At 58.2% G+C, this 18,252-nt stretch carries 14 protein-coding genes; 11 read left to right on the top strand and 3 right to left on the bottom strand.

Features of this window, described 5'->3' with window-relative positions; all coding sequences use genetic code 11:
* Positions 1–20: 20 nt before the first annotated feature.
* The 11 genes from HX786_RS01850 (at position 21) to HX786_RS01800 (ending at position 15,440) form a co-directional block, all read left to right on the top strand.
* A complete protein-coding gene (locus HX786_RS01850) occupies positions 21–332 on the top strand; it encodes a hypothetical protein (protein WP_177080088.1) in 312 nt (103 codons plus the stop codon).
* Positions 329–2,701 carry a hypothetical protein gene (locus HX786_RS01845; protein WP_218647699.1) on the top strand — a complete coding sequence of 791 codons (2,373 nt, stop codon included), beginning with the start codon at positions 329–331 and terminating at the stop codon, positions 2,699–2,701. Before HX786_RS01850 ends, HX786_RS01845 begins: the two co-directional genes overlap by 4 nt.
* Before the next feature lie 135 nt (positions 2,702–2,836).
* A complete protein-coding gene (locus tag HX786_RS01840) occupies positions 2,837–4,438 on the top strand; it encodes an ABC transporter substrate-binding protein (RefSeq protein ID WP_008437261.1) in 1,602 nt (533 codons plus the stop codon).
* A 258-nt stretch (positions 4,439–4,696) separates the two neighbouring features.
* Positions 4,697–6,325: an ABC transporter substrate-binding protein gene (locus tag HX786_RS01835; protein ID WP_003216000.1), complete on the top strand. Its 1,629-nt coding sequence runs from the start codon at positions 4,697–4,699 to the stop codon at positions 6,323–6,325.
* 364 nt (positions 6,326–6,689) lie between these two features.
* Positions 6,690–8,234, top strand: coding sequence for an ABC transporter substrate-binding protein (locus HX786_RS01830; protein WP_372846171.1), 1,545 nt, complete (start codon positions 6,690–6,692; stop codon positions 8,232–8,234).
* Positions 8,235–8,405: 171 nt separating this feature from the next.
* Positions 8,406–9,803, top strand: coding sequence for an OprD family porin (locus HX786_RS01825; RefSeq protein ID WP_003215995.1), 1,398 nt, complete (start codon positions 8,406–8,408; stop codon positions 9,801–9,803).
* Between the two features lie 81 nt (positions 9,804–9,884).
* On the top strand, positions 9,885–11,483 hold the full coding sequence (locus HX786_RS01820; RefSeq protein WP_178911658.1) for an ABC transporter substrate-binding protein: 1,599 nt from the start codon (positions 9,885–9,887) through the stop codon (positions 11,481–11,483).
* A 74-nt stretch (positions 11,484–11,557) separates the two neighbouring features.
* Entirely contained in the window at positions 11,558–12,568 is a 1,011-nt protein-coding gene (locus HX786_RS01815; protein WP_003215992.1) for an ABC transporter permease subunit, read from the top strand.
* A gap of 10 nt (positions 12,569–12,578) precedes the next feature.
* A complete protein-coding gene (locus HX786_RS01810; RefSeq protein ID WP_003215991.1) occupies positions 12,579–13,490 on the top strand; it encodes an ABC transporter permease subunit in 912 nt (303 codons plus the stop codon).
* A gap of 10 nt (positions 13,491–13,500) precedes the next feature.
* Positions 13,501–14,469, top strand: coding sequence for an ABC transporter ATP-binding protein (locus HX786_RS01805; RefSeq protein WP_003215989.1), 969 nt, complete (start codon positions 13,501–13,503; stop codon positions 14,467–14,469).
* The gene (locus HX786_RS01800) at positions 14,469–15,440 is read left to right on the top strand and encodes a peptide ABC transporter ATP-binding protein (RefSeq protein WP_003215987.1); all 972 of its coding nucleotides are present in this window, start codon (positions 14,469–14,471) and stop codon (positions 15,438–15,440) included. The genes HX786_RS01805 and HX786_RS01800 overlap by 1 nt, the downstream gene beginning before the upstream one ends.
* Before the next feature lie 113 nt (positions 15,441–15,553).
* Here HX786_RS01800 and HX786_RS01795 read toward each other — a convergent pair whose 3' ends face one another.
* From HX786_RS01795 to HX786_RS01785, 3 genes are all read right to left on the bottom strand, one after another.
* Positions 15,554–15,829, bottom strand: coding sequence for a hypothetical protein (locus HX786_RS01795; RefSeq protein ID WP_003215984.1), 276 nt, complete (start codon positions 15,827–15,829; stop codon positions 15,554–15,556).
* 145 nt (positions 15,830–15,974) lie between these two features.
* Entirely contained in the window at positions 15,975–16,445 is a 471-nt protein-coding gene (locus HX786_RS01790) for a hypothetical protein (protein WP_178911657.1), read from the bottom strand.
* 188 nt (positions 16,446–16,633) lie between these two features.
* Positions 16,634–18,217 (bottom strand): peptide chain release factor 3, encoded by a 1,584-nt coding sequence (locus HX786_RS01785; protein WP_003215978.1) that lies wholly within the window; start codon positions 18,215–18,217, stop codon positions 16,634–16,636.
* Positions 18,218–18,252: the final 35 nt, after the last annotated feature.

The raw sequence follows: 18,252 nt of genomic DNA, 5'->3' as shown, positions 1-18,252 counted from the left end.
TTTCAGGGAGCAGGACTGCAATGCCGCTGCCTTCGGGCAGCATTTTCTTTGCCTGGCACTTAATTCAAGAAGTTTCAGCGGTAATAACCGGTTACCAGCTTCAGAAAATGCTTAATCGCCGGGCGTCTGCTGGTCCGGACACATTGAAGTGCGTTGGTGATAAATCTTTTCAACTTATAACCCGTGCAATGGACAACTACATCCTCACCCTCAACGAGCGGAACACGCCTGGACGCTGCACCACTCATGGCGTAGATCACCGTACTCCTCATCCACAGTTTATGGCGGTGCAGATGCGTGCAATCAACATCCAGCCAGGTAATCTGAAATGACAAGCTCAGCTCAACTTAACATTGTCCATTACCCACAAACACCGCTACCCGGTACGACTCAAGAACAACGTACCGAGGCGCTGGAACGGATACCGCCAACGCCATTGAAGAGTACCGATATTTATGAAACGGACAACGTTGGCACAGCCGCCAGGAACGAGTCTGATATCTACAAGGCAACCATTTACGGACCCGACTTTGTTCACGCGCCAGGCGATGGGTATATCTACAATGAGCGAGAGGCTCATATCGATGCCTATGCCAATCGTGTAAAGACGCAGATCGAAAATATAGAAAGTGGCACTGAAGGCGAACGAAACGTCAAGTTCCAGAACGTGCGCCTGTTCATGGACCCCGCAGGATACTTCAGTGGGGGTTTATTGGCAGCCGGGTTCGACCCGCATGAAAAGTTCACGGTAACGTTCAATACCTATGTCGGTATGGGCACAGCACAAAATCTCTCTGATACCCAGACACACACTTATTTCGCATGGGAAATTGCAGCGGGTGCTCTAGCGCACGACAGACCCGCACGTGGTGGGGGTTTAAATTTTCCTGAAATGGAAATAGAAAAAAAAGACCGGACAAAAATCAATGATCTGGAAGCGTTCGGCCGACAACTTCAAGCTCGCTGGGAGAAAGACATAGCCGCGCCGATGCGCGAGGGCTCCGGAACAATAGCAGAGCGATCGGGAAAAGCAGACGCCTATGTAACACGGGGCACGTTGCTGAGCCTTCGTAGTGACACGGAAAATTTCGCAAGGTTAAGCCCTGCCGGCCAGGAAGCGGTGAATCGCACGCTGGACAAGAATGGGCAAGTGATTATCCCCAATATTTATGGCTACCCCATGAGCGGGTATGCCTTCATCCCCTACACGCCTTACGATGGCAATCCCGCCAATCGCCCCAATCAGGGAGTCATGATCGACTTGAAGAACGGCGCTGTCCGCGAGATAAAAGGCGATGAAGAATTTGCGAACTGGGCCAAAGACAATCGTGATGAATTGATGCGCCGTTTCAATACCGGTGATATGCAAGGGGGACACAATGCCCACTGGCCACCGGCCGGGGCGGTGCTCGACAGCCTCATCCAGGATAATCGGTCGCGATATCCGGGGTACGAACACTGGTACAAAGATAAATCCGTGCCGGTACGAGAGCTATTCAACTACACCGAATCGCGAAAAGCAGGTTATGGGCTGCAATTTGGCGATCTGAACAAAGGTATCGCCCCCCACTATCAGGAGCAGAACGCCAACAATGCGGTGTGGGCCGACCAGACGGATGTGTTTGGTGCCTCGCAGCAAGCCTGGAAGTCGGTGAAAGACACCTGGGGCAAAACCTTTGGTAATCTGCCCATTGTTGGCAATATAGGCAATATCGTGTTTGGTGTGCATGACAGCCTCTATGGCAAGACCGCAGGCGAGCGCACAGGGGGAACTGCTGCGGCCGTCATCTCAAGCCTGATGCTGGCACACGAAGTTGCACCCGGTTTGGTCGAGGCGAGCCTGGGTGAAACTCCGATTACGTTCAACTCCACCGTTACTGAAGACTACCGCTGGAACTATAATTCGCAGAAGAGCGAATTTGAGCTGACACGCGTTTCGAAAGTATCCGGCGATAGTCATCCGGACCCGTCTTTAAATGAAATTGAGTCGAGTGGACCAGAGGCCCCCCCGGCATCTATCAACGTAGACGGCGTCGAACTGCCGCCCCTGAAAACGGTTAAAAATCTGCCGGTCGGCGAAGCCCTTTTTTCTACTGCTGAAAAAACCAGTATTCTCAGTGGAGAAATAGATAGCCTGAACACTATCAACGATAAACTTTACACGTTCGTGGATGTGAACAAACAAGGTTCGGCCCAGCGATTGAACATACTGGTACACGGTAAAGTCGATGAGACTACCGGGGTCGCAAAAGTTTCTTATGATGGAAAGCTCAATAGTCCGGAAGAATTGCTGGATACGCTTCACAGCAAAGGGATCCATCCGGAAGAGTTCGACAACGTGCGCCTGCTGTCATGTGACTCCGCAACCGGTGGGGATGCTTCGTTTGCCGCTCAATTCCAAAAGTTGATTGGCCGCCCTGTCAAAGGTTATAGCGGTACCTTGACCGCCAACCTGTCCCCGGAACAAGTAAAAGCAGCCATTGATAAAGTAGAACACCTCTACCTGGAGAACTTATCCGCACAAAAAATCCCGATCACCGACAACGTCCGTACCGCAGTAAGAGCTCAGGCTGAACAGTATGTCAGCGAAGAAATGGCGCGAATCAAGAAATTCAAGCCGTCAAAGAACAACCCGTACTGGAATCCGTTCAAGTGGTGGGCGTTCACTTATAAACCCGAACACTTTCCGGCCAAATCGTAGCGACCTGGAATAGCCGAATCCCGGAGACACTGGGGCCTCGCATGCTTATCTCTACCTGAGTGACAAGAACGGCGGTAACCTCGGTGACTGCCGTTTTCGTTCGGGCACTATTTGCCTGCCACTTCAGGGGTCTCCATGGAAAGAATCACCTTAAAACCGCTGCTCCTTGCTGCCGGCCTGCTGGCATTCATGCCCATGGCCCAGGCAGCCGGCACCCTGGTCTACTGCTCCGAAGCCAGCCCCGCCGGCTTCGACCCCAGCCAGTACACCAGCGGCACCGATTTCGATGCCTCCGCCGAAACCGTGTTCAACCGCCTGACCCAGTTCAAGCGTGGCGGCACTGAAGTCGAACCCGGCCTGGCAACCAATTGGGACGTGTCCAAAGACGGCCTGATGTATACCTTCCACCTGCGCGATGGCGTCAAGTTCCACACCACCGACTATTTCACCCCGACCCGTGATTTCAACGCCGACGACGTGCTCTTCACCTTCCAGCGCCTGCTGGATCCCGAGACCCCGTTCCGCAAGGCCTATCCATCGGAGTCGCCCTACTTCACCGACATGGGCTTGAACACCACGATCAAGAGCGTCGAAAAACTCGACGAGCACACCGTGCGCTTCAACCTGAACAACGTTGACGCCTCCTTCGTGCAGAACCTGGCCATGAGCTTCGCCTCGGTGCAGTCCGCCGAATATGCCGCGCAGTTGCTCAAGGAAGGCAAGGCCGCGGACATCAATCAGAAGCCGGTGGGCACCGGGCCATTTGTGTTCAAGCGTTACCAGAAGGATTCGCAGATTCGCTACAGCGCCAATAAACAGTATTGGAAGCCCGAAGATGTGAAGCTCGACAACCTGGTGTTCTCGATCACCCCAGACGCCGCCGTGCGCCTGCAAAAGCTCAAGGCCGGCGAGTGCCAGGTCAGCGGTTACCCGCGCCCTTCCGACATCGAAGTGATGAAGCAAGACCCCAACCTGCGGGTTCTTCAGCAAGCCGGCTTCAACCTGGGCTTTCTCGCCTACAACGTGACCCACCCGCCCCTGGACCAGCTCAAGGTGCGCCAGGCGCTGGACATGGCCATCGACAAGCCGGCAATTATCAAGGCGGTGTACCAGAGCGCCGGACAATTGGCGCAGAACGCCCTGCCTCCGGCCCAGTGGTCTTATGACCCGACAATCAAGGACGCGCCCTACGATCCGGCCAAGGCGCGGGCGCTACTAAAAGAAGCAGGGGTTGCACCAGGTACCACCCTCAACCTGTGGGCGATGACCGTACAACGCGCGTCGAATCCCAATGCCCGGATGTCGGCGCAGATGATCCAGCAGGATTGGGAAAAGATTGGCATCAAGGCCAATATCGTCAGCTATGAGTGGGGCGAGTACATCAAACGCGCCAAAGCCGGCGAGCACGACGTGATGATCTACGGCTGGACCGGCGACAACGGCGACCCGGATAACTGGCTGGGCGTGCTCTACAGTTGTGCCGCGGTGAAGGGCAGCAACTATGCAAAATGGTGTAACCCGGCCTACGACAAACTGGTACAGCAGGCCAAGGTCAGCAGCGACCGCGAGCAGCGCATCAAGTGGTATCAACAGGCACAAAAAATCCTTAAGGAACAAGTACCTATAACGCCTATCGCAAACTCGACGGTTTTCCAGCCCCTGCGAAAGGAAGTGCAGGACTTCAAGATCAGTCCTTTTGGACTCACTCCCTTCTACGGCGTCAGTCTGAATAAGTAACAGCCGCGCCCCAACCGAGTGCGCCAGACGCCTCGGTTGGGCATTCCTGGTGCAGCCCTCGCACCGAAAAAAACCCTCAAAAGTGCGTAAATGTGTCTGAACTTACACATATGCGACATTCGTGTACGTTCGTACCACTGTTTAGCCGTTGTAGGCTCTCAACATCTTGCATTGGGTATGGGCCCTGCATAAGTATCCGCAGGTCGACTCACGAGGTCGCCCTCACTACCAAAAATGACAACAAATCATGAGGCCAACATGCTTAAACACGCAGTCATTCCGTTATTAGTCAGCGCCGGTTTAATGGCTGCTGCACCTTTCGCCCAAGCGGCGAGCAACCTGGTGTTCTGCTCCGAAGGGAGCCCGGCCGGTTTTGATCCAGGCCAGTACACCACCGGAACAGACTTCGATGCTTCGGCCGAAACCATGTTCAACCGTCTGACCCAGTTCGAGCGCGGCGGCACCGCTGTTGTTCCTGGGCTCGCCACGACCTGGGACGTTTCCCCGGATGGCCTGACGTACACCTTCCACCTGCGTGAAGGCGTCAAGTTCCACACCACCCCGTACTTCAAGCCAACTCGTGAATTCACGGCTGACGACGTACTGTTCACCTTCAACCGGATGATCAATAAAGACGATCCGTTCCGTAAAGCCTACCCGACCGAGTTCCCGTACTTCACGGACATGGGTATGGACACCAACATCAAGAACATCGAGAAAGTCGATGACCACACCGTCAAGTTCACCCTTGGCACCGTGGACGCCGCCTTCATCCAGAACCTGGCAATGAGCTTCGCCTCCATCCAGTCGGCTGAATACGCCGCCCAGCTGTTGAAGGAAGGCAAGGCACAGGACATCAACCAGAAGCCAATCGGCACTGGTCCGTTCGTGTTCAAGAGCTACCAGAAAGACTCCAACATCCGTTACACCGGCAACAAGGATTACTGGAAACCTGAAGACGTGAAGATCGACAACCTGATCTTCGCCATCACTACCGACCCGTCGGTGCGTATCCAGAAGCTGAAGAAAAACGAATGCCAGGTGACCCTGTTCCCACGTCCGGCCGACCTCAAGGCGCTGGGTGAAGACAAGGACCTGAAACTGCCGCACCAGGCCGGTTTCAACCTGGGCTACATCGCCTACAACGTAATGCCGGTCCTCAAGGGCCAGACCGCGCCTAACCCGCTGTCCGACCTGCGCGTGCGTGAGGCCCTGGACATGTCGGTGAACAAGCAGCAGATCATCGACTCGGTGTACCAGGGCGCAGGCCAACTGGCTGTCAACGCCATGCCGCCAACCCAGTGGTCCTATGACACCACCATCAAGGATGCGCCGTTTGATGTGACCAAAGCCAAGGCTTTGCTCAAGGAAGCCGGCGTCAAGGAAGGCACCGAGATCACCCTGTGGGCGATGCCGGTCCAGCGTCCGTACAACCCGAACGCCAAGCTGATGGCCGAGATGCTGCAGAACGACTGGAAACAGATCGGCCTGAAAGTGAACATCGTCAGCTATGAGTGGGGCGAGTACATCAAGCGTTCCAAAGGCGGCGAGAACCAAGCCATGATCATTGGCTGGAGCGGCGACAATGGTGACCCGGACAACTGGCTGAACGTGCTGTTCGGCTGCGATTCCCTGGCCGGCAACAACTTCTCCAAGTGGTGCGACAAGAAATTCGACGGCATCGTGAAAGAAGCCAAGGCGACTTCCGACGTAGCCAAACGCACCGAGCTGTACAAGCAGGCGCAACATATCCTCAAAGATGCAGTCCCGATGACACCTATCGCGCACTCGACGGTGTATCAACCCATGCGCAACAACGTGCAGGACTTCAAGATCAGCCCATTTGGCTTGAACTCCTTCTACGGCGTGAGCGTAAGCGGCAAGTAAGGATCTCTGGCGGCGACGTTTCATAACGTCGCCGTTATTGCATCCGCCAAGACCGTAGGAAACAGACCACCTCCGCACACGCTGCCGTCCTACGGCAGCTAACTGCGAATCGCGGCTCCGTTACCTACAAGGTCTGTCAGATTCGTTGCATTTACTGCCCGGCTCCCGACCCATAACGTCGTGGTACGGCAGACGCATCGTCTCTGTAGGGCAACTGCCGTTGTGGGATCAGTGTTGTCGCAAGGTCGTGAATGACCTTGCGATTGCTCACTGACGAAAACAACAAACAAGGATCGGGATTGTTATGCGCCATACCACCGTTCTATCCGCGATATTTGGCACCAGCCTGCTGGCTGTGGCCTCGATGGGCCAGGCTGCCGAGAAAAAGAGCCTGGTGTTTTGCTCCGAAGGCAGCCCGGCGGGCTTCGACACCGCGCAATACACGACGGCCACCGATAACGACGCCGCCGAGCCTATCTACAACCGCTTGGCCGAGTTTGAAAAAGGCGCGACCAATGTCGTACCGGGCCTGGCAACCCGTTGGGATATTTCCGAAGACGGCCTGACCTATACCTTCCATCTGCGTGAAGGGGTGAAATTCCACGGCAACAAGGACTTCAAGCCGACGCGCGACTTCAACGCCGACGACGTGCTGTTCACCTTCAATCGCATGCTTGACCCCGAACACCCGTTCCGCAAGGCCTACCCCACCGAGTTTCCGTACTTCAACGGGATGAGCCTGAACAAGAATATCGCCAAGGTCGAGAAAACCGACCCGCACACCGTGGTGATGACCCTGAACACGGTCGACGCCGCGTTTATCCAGAACATCGCCATGAGCTTCGCCTCGATCCTGTCGGCCGAATACGCCGACCATTTGCTCAAGGTCGGCAAGCCCAGCGACATCAACCAGAAGCCGATCGGCACCGGGCCGTTCGTGTTCCAGCGCTACCAGAAAGACTCGCAGATTCGCTACACCGGCAACAAACAGTACTGGGACCCGAGCCGCGTGAAGCTCGACCAGCTGATTTTTGCGATCAACACCGACGCCTCGGTACGGGTGCAAAAGCTCAAGGCCGGCGAATGCCAGATCACCCTGCACCCGCGCCCGGCCGACGTCGAAGCCCTGAAGGCCGACCCGAACCTGCAACTGCTGACCAAGCCAGGCTTTAACCTCGGCTACATCGCCTATAACGTGCGGCACAAGCCCTTCGACCAGCTCGAAGTGCGCCAGGCCCTGGACATGGCGGTGAACAAGCAGAGCATCCTCAACGCCGTGTACCAGGGCGCGGGGCAACTGGCGGTCAACGCCATGCCGCCGACCCAGTGGTCTTACGACGACACCATCAAGGACGCCGCCTACAACCCGGAAAAAGCCAAGGAACTGCTCAAGGCTGCCGGCGTGAAGGACGGTACCGAGATCACCCTGTGGGCGATGCCGGTACAACGGCCGTACAACCCCAACGCCAAGCTGATGGCCGAAATGCTGCAAAGCGATTGGGCAAAGATTGGCCTCAAGGTCAAGATCGTCAGCTATGAATGGGGCGAGTACATCAAGCGCACCAAGAATGGCGAGCATGACATCAGCCTGATCGGCTGGACCGGCGACAACGGTGACCCGGACAACTGGCTGGGCACCCTCTACAGCTGCGACGCCATCGGCGGGAACAACTACTCCATGTGGTGTGACCCGGCGTACGACAAGCTGATCAAGCAAGCCAAGGTCGTCACCGACCGCGAACAAAGGACTGTTCTATACAAACAGGCGCAGCAACTGCTCAAGCAGCAGGTGCCGATCACGCCAGTCGCCCACTCGACGGTCAACCAGCCGTTAAGCGCCAAAGTCGAAGGTTTCAAAGTGAGCCCCTTCGGCCGCAACGTGTTCTCGGGCGTCAGCATCAACCCATAAAAAGATAACCGGATTGCGCAGGGCGAGCATTCGCCTTGCTGCAAACGTGCAGCCTTATTTCGGGTTTTACCCATGGGCAAACGTTTGCAAAGGCTTGAACGAGTTACACACCCAATAGCCGGTTCACCTAAAAAGACCGGCATTAAAAAGAGAACCAAAGGAGCTTCACCCATGAAACTGAGCAGCACCGCGCTACTGGCCCTGGCCATCAGCAGCATCACGGCTAACGCCTACGCTGATCCTGCAAGCCAGGACTTCGTTCCAACCACACTGGCCGGCACCAGCGCCCAAAGCGAGGCCAAAGGCTTTATCGATGGCGCAAGCCTGGGCGGTACAACCCGTAACTGGTTCTCCAACGAACAACGCTTCCGTGGCAGCAAGTTCACTTACCAGAAGCACGGCGAAGCCCGTACTGACAACTACCGTACCAACTGGGTGCAAGGCACCATCCTCAACGCTACCTCGGGTTTCACCCAAGGCACCGTTGGCGTGAGCACTGAAGTGGCGGTCTACAACGCTCTGGTCCTGGACCGCAGCAAGCGCGACATCAAGGGCGGCTCCAACCGTACCCTGGCCGACTCCGACGGCGACGCTGTAGACCAGTGGAGCAAACTGGGCCTGGCCAACGTCAAGTTCCGTGTCTCGAACACCACCTTGACCGCCGGTCGCCAGAACTTCAGCAGCGGCATCATCGACACCATCGGTAACCGTGCGCTGCCTTCGAGCTTCGAAGGTGTGAGCTTCAACAGCGAAGAGTTCAGCAACCTGTCCTTCCAGGGCGGCGTGTTCGACCGCGTTTCGCCACGGACCGAGCAGAGCCTGTCGAAATTCCGTACTGAATACGGCAATGGTCGCCAGGAAACCGACAAGGTCAACACCCTGGGCGTCAACTACCAGCCGTTCAAGAGCCTGAAGACCAGCCTGTTCGCCGCTAACGTGGAAGACTTCTGGAACCAGTACTACTTCGGTGCTACCCACGAGCTGGGTGACAGCCAGACCCTGTCCCTGACCACGGGCCTGAACTACTACAAGACCGTCGACGAAGGCAAAAAGTTGATGGGCAAGATCGACAACGACACCTACTCGCTATCGTTCGGCCTGACCCACCAGGCTCACAGCCTGACCTTCTCCTACCAGGCCGTGAACGGCGACGAGTACTTCGACTACCTGCACGAAACCAACGGCATCTACCTGGCCAACTCCCTGACGTCCGACTTCAACGGTCCGAACGAGAAGTCCTTCCAGATCGCCTACGGCATCAACATGGCCGAATACGGCGTGCCGGGCCTGAAGTTCAACGTCTACTCGGCACGTGGCTGGGGTATCGACGGTACTCACTACACCGGCGACGGCGGCCGCGCTGGCTTTGCCTACAACGGCATTCAGGCCCAGGACGGCGAGAAGCACCAGGAATACGGTGTAGGCGCGGCTTACGCGATCCAGAGCGGCGCACTCAAGGCCACCACCATTCGTGGTACCTACGTGACTCACCGTGCCAGCGCCAACCAGGCTGACGGCAACCTGCGCGAGTTCCGCCTGGTGACCACCATCCCGTTCAACATTCTTTAATCAGCGCCAGGTCGGCGGCGGGCTCAGGACGAGCCCGCCGCCTACGCTTGTCTGGTCCAATCGATTGCAGAGGGCTCTTAGATGAAAATGCTCCCGTTACAAGCCGCCATTGCCGCTGCGCTGTTGAGCGTTGCTGTGGGCATCTCGGCCAAACCGTTGGTCGTCTGCACCGAAGCCAGCCCGGAAGGCTTCGATCCGGTCCTGTATACCACGGCTGTCACCGCCGACGCCGCGGCCGAAACCATCTTCAACCGCCTGGTGGACTTCAAGCCCGGCACCACCGAAGTGATCCCGGCGCTGGCCAAAGAACTGCCCGAGATCAGTGCCGATGGCCTGACCTACACCTTTCACCTGCGTGACGACATCAAGTTCCACACCACCGACTACTTCAAACCCACGCGCAACATGAACGCCGACGACGTGCTTTGGAGCTTCCAGCGCCAGCTGGACCCGAATCACCCGTGGCACAACAAGTCCAACGTGGGCTACCCATACTTTGAAAGCATGGGCTTCAAGGAACTGCTCAAGAGCGTAGAGAAGACCGATGACCACACCGTGGTCTTCACCCTGACCCGCCCTGAAGCACCGTTCCTGGCCGACCTGGCCATGGCGTTTTCCTCGATTCACTCCGCCGAATACGCCGACCAGCTGCTCAAGTCCGGCAAGACCGATGACCTGAACGCCAAGCCCATCGGCACCGGCCCGTTCATCTTCACCCGCTACGCCAAAGACGCCCAAGTGCGCTTCAAGGCCAACCCGGACTACTTCCGTGGCAAGCCGCCGGCTGACCCGCTGATCCTGGCCATCACCACCGACAACAACGTGCGCCTGCAAAAGCTCAAGGCCAACGAATGCCAGATCGCGCTGTATCCGAAACCGGATGACGTGCCGAGCATGAAGGCCGACCCGAACCTGAAGGTGGCGGAACTGGCGGCGATGACCACCGCTTACACCGCCATGAACACCACCCACAAGTACATGAGCGACGCGCGGGTGCGTCACGCGATCAACATCGCGTTCGACAAGAAGGGCTACAACGAATCCCTGTACGGCAAAGGCAACGCGGTCGACGCCACCGGCCCGTACCCGCCAACCCTGCTGGGTTTCAGCGACAAGCTGAAAAACCCGCCCCGCGACCTCGACAAGGCCCGCGCCCTGCTCAAGGAAGCCGGCGTACCGGAAGGCACCGAGTTCACCCTGTTTACCCGCAACGGCGGCGGCCCGACCAACCCCAACCCAATGCTCGGCGCCCAGCGCATGCAGGCGGATCTGGCGCAGATCGGCCTGAAAGTGAACATCAAGGTCATGGAATGGGGCGAAATGCTCAAGCGCGCCAAGAATGGCGAACATGACATGGTCTCCGCCGGCTGGGCGGGGGATAACGGGGACCCGGATAACTTCCTCACCCCGAACTTGAGTTGCGATGCAGCCAAAAACGGCGAAAACTACGCCCGCTGGTGTAACAAGGAGTTTCAAGACTTGATCGACAAGGCGCGCGCCATCGCTGAACCCACCCAGCGCGCTGCACTCTATGAACAAGCAATGGACGTTTTCGACAAGGACCAACCATGGATTCCCATGGCTTACCCGAAAATGTTCACCGCCATGCGTAAAAACGTCGAGGGTTATACCCAAAGCCCTCTGACCACAAATAACTTCGCCACCACCCAGGTGAAGTAGATAAGAGACGCTCGGCACCGTCGACATTGACGGTGCCGAACCTGCCTAACCGGCTGATTGAGGTACACAACAAGATGTTTAGTTTTATTGCCCGCCGATTGGGGTTATTGATCCCCACGTTTTTCGGCATCACCTTGCTGACCTTCGCGTTGATTCGCATGATCCCTGGCGACCCCGTCGAAGTCATGATGGGCGAACGACGAGTCGACCCCGAGATGCACGCTCAGGCAATGGAACGCCTTGGTCTGAACAAACCGCTCTACGCGCAATACCTGGATTATGTCGGCAAGCTCGCCCACGGCGACCTCGGCGAATCCCTGCGCACCCGTACCAGCGTGTGGACTGAATTCACCGCCCTTTTCCCTGCGACCCTGGAACTGTCCATGGCCGCCCTGTTGTTCGCCGGCATCCTGGGGCTGTTAGCCGGGGTGATCGCGGCCTTGAAGCGAGGATCCCTGTTCGACCATGGGGTGATGGGCATCTCCCTGGCGGGATATTCGATGCCGATCTTCTGGTGGGGCCTGATCCTGATCATGTTCTTCTCCGTCAGCCTGGGCTGGACGCCAGTCTCCGGACGGATCGACCTGCTCTACGACATCGAGCCGCGCACCGGCTTCATGCTGATCGACACCCTGCTGGCCGACGAGCCGGACGCATTCTGGGACGCGTTGCACCACCTGATCCTGCCGGCCATCGTGCTCGGCACCATCCCGCTGGCCGTTATCGCGCGGATGACCCGTTCGTCGATGCTCGAAGTACTGCGCGAAGACTACATCCGCACCGCCAAGGCCAAGGGCCTGTCGCCGGCACGCGTGGTGTTCGTCCACGGCCTGCGTAACGCCTTGATCCCGGTACTCACCGTGGTCGGCCTGCAAGTCGGCACATTGCTGGCGGGTGCGGTCCTGACCGAAACCATCTTCTCGTGGCCCGGCATCGGCAAATGGCTGATCGAAGCCATTGGCGCACGGGATTATCCCGTGGTGCAAAACGGCATCCTGTTAATCGCCTGCCTGGTGATTCTGGTGAACTTCGTGGTGGATATCCTCTACGGCTTCGCCAACCCACGCATCCGTCACCAGCGCTGAGATCATGACCATGACCACACCTACTCCCGCGGTAGCAGTCGATCAAAGCCTGCTGTACCCGTCCCCGTACAAAGAATTCTGGCAAGCCTTTTCCAAGAACAAGGGCGCCGTTGCCGGCCTGCTGTTCATGTTGCTGGTGGTGTTTTGCGCGCTCTTCGCCCCTTGGGTGGCCCCGCATAACCCGAGCGAGCAATACCGTGACTTCCTGCTGACCCCTCCGGCCTGGCTGGAAGGTGGGCAGATCCAGTTCCTGCTGGGCACCGATGAACTCGGGCGTGACCTGCTGTCGCGCCTGATCCAGGGTTCGCGCCTGTCGTTGCTGATCGGCTTGTCGTCGGTGGTGATGTCGCTGATCCCGGGGATCCTGCTGGGCCTGTTCGCCGGTTTCTTCCCGCGCCTGCTCGGCCCGACCATCATGCGCCTGATGGACATCATGCTGGCCCTGCCGTCGCTGCTGCTGGCTGTGGCGATTGTCGCGATCCTCGGCCCTGGCCTGATCAACACCGTGATCGCCATCGCGATCGTGTCGCTGCCGTCCTATGTCCGCCTGACCCGCGCTGCGGTGATGGGCGAACTGAACCGTGACTACGTGACCGCCGCACGCCTTGCTGGCGCCGGCCTGCCGCGCCTGATGTTCGTCACCGTGCTGCCGAACTGCATGGCGCCGCTGATCGTTCAGGCCACCCTGAGTTTCTCCTCGGCGATTCTCGATGCTGCAGCCCTGGGCTTCCTGGGCCTTGGCGTACAACCGCCAACCCCTGAGTGGGGCACCATGCTGGCCTCGGCCCGCGACTACATCGAACGCGCCTGGTGGGTCGTGAGCCTGCCTGGCTTGACCATTTTGCTCAGCGTGCTGGCAATCAACCTGATGGGCGACGGCCTGCGCGATGCGCTGGACCCGAAACTCAAGAATGCCGCCTGAGGAGATTCCCATGTCACTGCTAGAAATCAAGAATCTCAATGTCCGCTTCGGCGACAAGACCGCCGTACCGGTGGTCGATGGCCTCGACATCTCCGTCGACAAAGGCGAAGTACTGGCGATCGTTGGCGAGTCGGGTTCGGGTAAATCCGTGACCATGATGGCGCTGATGGGCCTGATCGAGCACCCCGGCATCGTCACTGCCGACGCCCTGAACTTCGACGGCAAGGACATGCTCAAGCTGAGCAACCGCCAGCGTCGGCAGATCGTCGGTAAAGACCTGGCGATGGTCTTCCAGGACCCGATGACCGCCCTGAACCCCAGCTACACCGTGGGTTTCCAGATCGAAGAAGTGCTGCGCCTGCATTTGAAAATGTCCGGCAAGCAAGCGCGCAAGCGTGCCATCGAACTGCTCGAAAAGGTGGAAATCCCGGGCGCAGCCAGCCGTATGGATGCCTACCCGCACCAGCTGTCCGGTGGTATGAGCCAACGTGTGGCCATCGCCATGGCGATTGCCGGCGAGCCGAAACTGCTGATCGCCGATGAACCGACTACTGCGCTCGACGTGACCATCCAGGCCCAGATCATGGACCTGCTGCTGGCCTTGCAGAAAGAGCAGAACATGGGCCTGGTGCTGATCACGCATGACCTCGCGGTAGTGGCCGAAACCGCCCAGCGCGTGTGCGTGATGTATGCCGGCCAGGCCGTGGAAGTCGGCCAGGTGCCGCAGTTGTTCGACATCCCGGCGCACCCGTACAGCGAAGCGTTGCTCAAGGCGATCCCCGAGCACAGCCTCGGCGCCACGCGCCTGGCCACGCTGCCGGGTATCGTTCCCGGCCGTTATGACCGCCCGCAGGGTTGCCTGCTGTCGCCGCGGTGCCCGTATGTGCAGGAGTCCTGCCGCGCCCAACGCCCGGGCCTTGACCCGAAAAGCCACAGCCTTGCCCGCTGCTTCTACCCGCTGAATCAGGAGGTGGCGTAATGGCCGTCGTACTTACCGCCCGCGACCTGACCCGTCACTACGAAGTGTCCCGTGGCCTGTTCAAGGGCCATGCCCTGGTGCGCGCACTCAACGGTGTGTCGTTCGAGCTCGAAGCCGGCAAGACCCTCGCGGTCGTGGGCGAGTCCGGTTGCGGCAAATCCACCCTGGCCCGCGCCCTGACCTTGATTGAAGAGCCGTCTTCCGGCTCGCTGAAAATCGCCGGGCAAGAAGTCGCCGGTGCCGACAAGGCCCAGCGCAAGCAACTGCGCAAAGACGTGCAGATGGTGTTCCAGAGCCCTTACGCCTCGCTGAACCCGCGCCAGAAGGTCGGCGACCAACTGGGCGAGCCGCTGCTGATCAACACCAACCTGTCTGCCGCCGAGCGCCGGGAAAAGGTCCAGGCGATGATGAAGCAAGTGGGCCTGCGCCCTGAGCATTATCAGCGCTACCCGCACATGTTCTCCGGCGGCCAGCGCCAGCGAATCGCACTGGCGCGGGCGATGATGCTGCAACCCAAGGTGCTGGTGGCGGATGAACCGACCTCGGCGCTGGACGTATCGATCCAGGCCCAGGTGCTGAACCTGTTCATGGATTTGCAGCAGGAATTCAACACCGCCTACGTGTTCATCTCCCACAACCTCGCGGTGGTGCAGCACGTCGCCGACGACGTAATGGTGATGTACCTCGGCCGCCCGGTTGAAGTCGGTCCAAAGGAAGACATCTATGCGCGCCCGCTGCACCCGTACACCCAGGCGTTGCTGTCGGCGACCCCGACCATTCATCCGGACCCGAACAAACCGAAGATCAAAATCGTCGGCGAGTTGCCCAACCCGTTGAACCCGCCGTCTGGCTGCGCCTTCCACAAGCGCTGCCCGTACGCGACCCAGCTGTGCAGCACCGATGAACCGGTGCTGCGACCTCTGGACAACCGCCAGGTGGCTTGCCACTACGCGGAGCAATTTGTGGTCTGACGTGCAAAAAAAATGCTCTGGAGGGTCAGTCCAGAGCATTCCAGTGTTCTACAGCCCTGCTTGTCGGATAGCGCATCTGTTCGGCAAGCGGGGCTTTCTTTTGCCTGCGTTACTTACGTATCGCTGTCGCCATCGTTGTAAGTGTCGCTGTCTTCGCCATCATTGTCCGGGTTCTCGGCATCGTCATCGTCCTTGGAACCGCCCTGGTTTTCGTCACCGGGCTCGGATTCACTCTTGGCCAACTGCAAGCCACCCGCCTGCACCGTCTTCGCCGCCACAAACCCCGTGCCATGGCTTTGCACAGCCGTATTGGCCCACGCGGCAGACATGCCCAATGACATCATCACCAGCACTTTGAGCAACAGCACCACACGTTGAAAGATACTCATGGTCGAATTCCGCCCAGTCAGAAGATGAATTGCGCACGACAGCCTTTTACCGTCGCCACGATAGACGCTAGACCCAATGCGGCGTTCTCGCAACACCTGGCCTGGATGGGCGGCACAATCGCTTCAATCCCCTGCGAACGGTTTTCTACGCTTCTCGCCTGTCTTTCGAAAATCGGCTCTTGATCTTTTCATAGCCGGAATTGTCCAGCCCCTCGACTCGGCACGCCCCATGGAAGTTTTCAACTTCGTGGTTGAATTCGCCGTGAAACTCAAAGCTAAGACGAAGAGAGGGCAGCGAATGATCGATATCCTCTACAGTAATTTTTCCGTCTACCGCCTCATGGATGCTGTTATCACCTTCGAACGTGTAATCAATCGCCGCCACTTCCAGGCCATCATGAACACCGACTTTGAAAACATCACCTTTTTGAATGCCTGAAAGACCTGTTCGAAGAAAGTGAATGGATACCCCATTAACCCCGCCATGGTATCCAGCGACTGCAACTAGACGGGACAGTGCAGTAAGCAAGACATCATGGGTCAGCATCATATTTTGCTCAGGCACTAAAACAACGTGCATATCACCTGAAGAACCGTTTGCTTTAGGATCAGTCATGTCATCACCTCATCTTTTAAAGGGACTCGCTGCATCGCCTTTATAGACCGAAGGCAAGGCAGGGAAATACTGTCAAGTCTCACAGAGAAACGATTCAGCAAGCATGCAACACCCGCCCATTCACTTTTCTCGGGCATGAAAAAAGGCGAAGCCATGACAGCTTCGCCTTTTGGTGTACCGCTCAGATCTTAATGATGCTCACGGGTCGCGCGGAATTTCACATCCGGCCAGCGCTCTTCCATCAGCGCCAAGTTGACCCGGGTCGGGGCCAGGTAGGTCAGGTGACCACCGCCGTCGATCGCGAGGTTTTCCACGGCCTTGATCTTGAACTCTTCCAGCTTCTTCTTATCGCTGCAGTCGATCCAGCGCGCGGAGTACACGGTGATCGGCTCGTAGGAGCATTCCACCTTGTATTCCTCTTTCAGGCGACTGGCCACTACATCGAACTGCAGCACACCGACGGCGCCGAGGATGATGTCGTTGCTGCGTTCCGGGAAGAACACCTGGGTGGCGCCCTCTTCCGCCAACTGCTGCAAACCCTGGCGCAGCTGCTTGGATTTCAGCGGGTCACGCAGGCGTACGCGGCGGAACAGTTCCGGGGCGAAGTGCGGGATACCGGTGAAGCCCAGCACTTCGCCTTCGGTGAAGGTGTCACCGATCTGGATGGTGCCGTGGTTGTGCAAGCCGATGATGTCGCCGGCATACGCTTCTTCCAGTTGCTCACGCTCGGAGGAGAAAAAGGTCAGGGCGTCGCCGATGCGCACGTCCTTGCCGGTACGCACGTGGCGCATCTTCATGCCTTTTTCGTATTTGCCGGAGCAGATACGCATGAAGGCGATACGGTCGCGGTGCTTGGGGTCCATGTTCGCCTGGATCTTGAACACGAAGCCGGCGAATTTCTCTTCCACAGGCTCCACGGTACGCTCGTTGGCAACCCGGGCCAGCGGCTTGGGGGCCCAATTGACCACGGCATCCAGCACGTGATCGACACCGAAGTTGCCCAGGGCGGTACCGAAGAACACCGGCGTCAGCTGGCCGTCGAGGAACTCCTGCTGGTTGAACTCGTGGCAGGCGCCCTGCACCAGTTCCAGCTGGTCGACAAACCGGTCGTACTCGTCACCCAGGTGGGCGCGGGCTTCGTCGGAGTCGAGCTTCTCGATGATTTTCACATCGGTACGTTCGTGGCCGTGGCCGGCGGTGTACACAATGATGTAGTCGTCGGCCAGGTGGTACACGCCCTTGAAGTCGCGGTAGCAACCAATCGGCCAGGTGATCGGCGCAGCCTTGATCTTCAGGACGGCTTCGATTTCGTCCAGCAGTTCGATCGGGTCGCGGATGTCACGGTCGAGTTTGTTGATAAAGCTGACAATCGGCGTATCCCGCAGGCGGCACACGTCCATCAGCGCGATGGTGCGGGGCTCGACGCCTTTACCGCCGTCGAGGACCATCAGCGCCGAGTCCACCGCCGTCAGGGTGCGGTAGGTGTCTTCGGAGAAGTCTTCGTGGCCCGGGGTATCGAGCAGGTTGATCATGTGGTCGCGATACGGGAACTGCATGACCGACGTGGTAATGGAAATACCACGCTGCTTTTCCATTTCCATCCAGTCGGAGGTGGCATGGCGGTCGGATTTACGGGATTTCACCGTGCCGGCCACCGCGATCGCCTTGCCCATCAGCAACAGCTTTTCGGTGATGGTGGTTTTACCGGCATCGGGGTGGGAAATAATGGCGAAAGTGCGGCGTTTCGCGACTTCGGCGGCCTGGTGGGTCATGGGAAATCGCCTGGCAGGTGAGTCAAAAAAGGGCG

The sequence above is a fragment of the Pseudomonas sp. 21615526 genome (genome assembly GCF_013386245.1).
Taxonomy (GTDB): domain Bacteria; phylum Pseudomonadota; class Gammaproteobacteria; order Pseudomonadales; family Pseudomonadaceae; genus Aquipseudomonas.
This window is presented reverse-complemented; position numbering and strand designations above follow the sequence as displayed.

Bases quoted from the DNA above. Each gene is read 5' to 3' on its own strand.
- HX786_RS01850 (WP_177080088.1), top strand. From the start codon at position 21: ATGCCGCTGCCTTCGGGCAGCATTTTCTTTGCCTGGCACTTAATTCAA.
- HX786_RS01845 (WP_218647699.1), top strand. From the start codon at position 329: ATGACAAGCTCAGCTCAACTTAACATTGTCCATTACCCACAAACACCG.
- HX786_RS01840 (WP_008437261.1), top strand. From the start codon at position 2,837: ATGGAAAGAATCACCTTAAAACCGCTGCTCCTTGCTGCCGGCCTGCTG.
- HX786_RS01835 (WP_003216000.1), top strand. From the start codon at position 4,697: ATGCTTAAACACGCAGTCATTCCGTTATTAGTCAGCGCCGGTTTAATG.
- HX786_RS01830 (WP_372846171.1), top strand. From the start codon at position 6,690: ATGGGCCAGGCTGCCGAGAAAAAGAGCCTGGTGTTTTGCTCCGAAGGC.
- HX786_RS01825 (WP_003215995.1), top strand. From the start codon at position 8,406: ATGAAACTGAGCAGCACCGCGCTACTGGCCCTGGCCATCAGCAGCATC.
- HX786_RS01820 (WP_178911658.1), top strand. From the start codon at position 9,885: ATGAAAATGCTCCCGTTACAAGCCGCCATTGCCGCTGCGCTGTTGAGC.
- HX786_RS01815 (WP_003215992.1), top strand. From the start codon at position 11,558: ATGTTTAGTTTTATTGCCCGCCGATTGGGGTTATTGATCCCCACGTTT.
- HX786_RS01810 (WP_003215991.1), top strand. From the start codon at position 12,579: ATGACCACACCTACTCCCGCGGTAGCAGTCGATCAAAGCCTGCTGTAC.
- HX786_RS01805 (WP_003215989.1), top strand. From the start codon at position 13,501: ATGTCACTGCTAGAAATCAAGAATCTCAATGTCCGCTTCGGCGACAAG.
- HX786_RS01800 (WP_003215987.1), top strand. From the start codon at position 14,469: ATGGCCGTCGTACTTACCGCCCGCGACCTGACCCGTCACTACGAAGTG.
- HX786_RS01795 (WP_003215984.1), bottom strand. From the start codon at position 15,829: ATGAGTATCTTTCAACGTGTGGTGCTGTTGCTCAAAGTGCTGGTGATG.
- HX786_RS01790 (WP_178911657.1), bottom strand. From the start codon at position 16,445: ATGACTGATCCTAAAGCAAACGGTTCTTCAGGTGATATGCACGTTGTT.
- HX786_RS01785 (WP_003215978.1), bottom strand. From the start codon at position 18,217: ATGACCCACCAGGCCGCCGAAGTCGCGAAACGCCGCACTTTCGCCATT.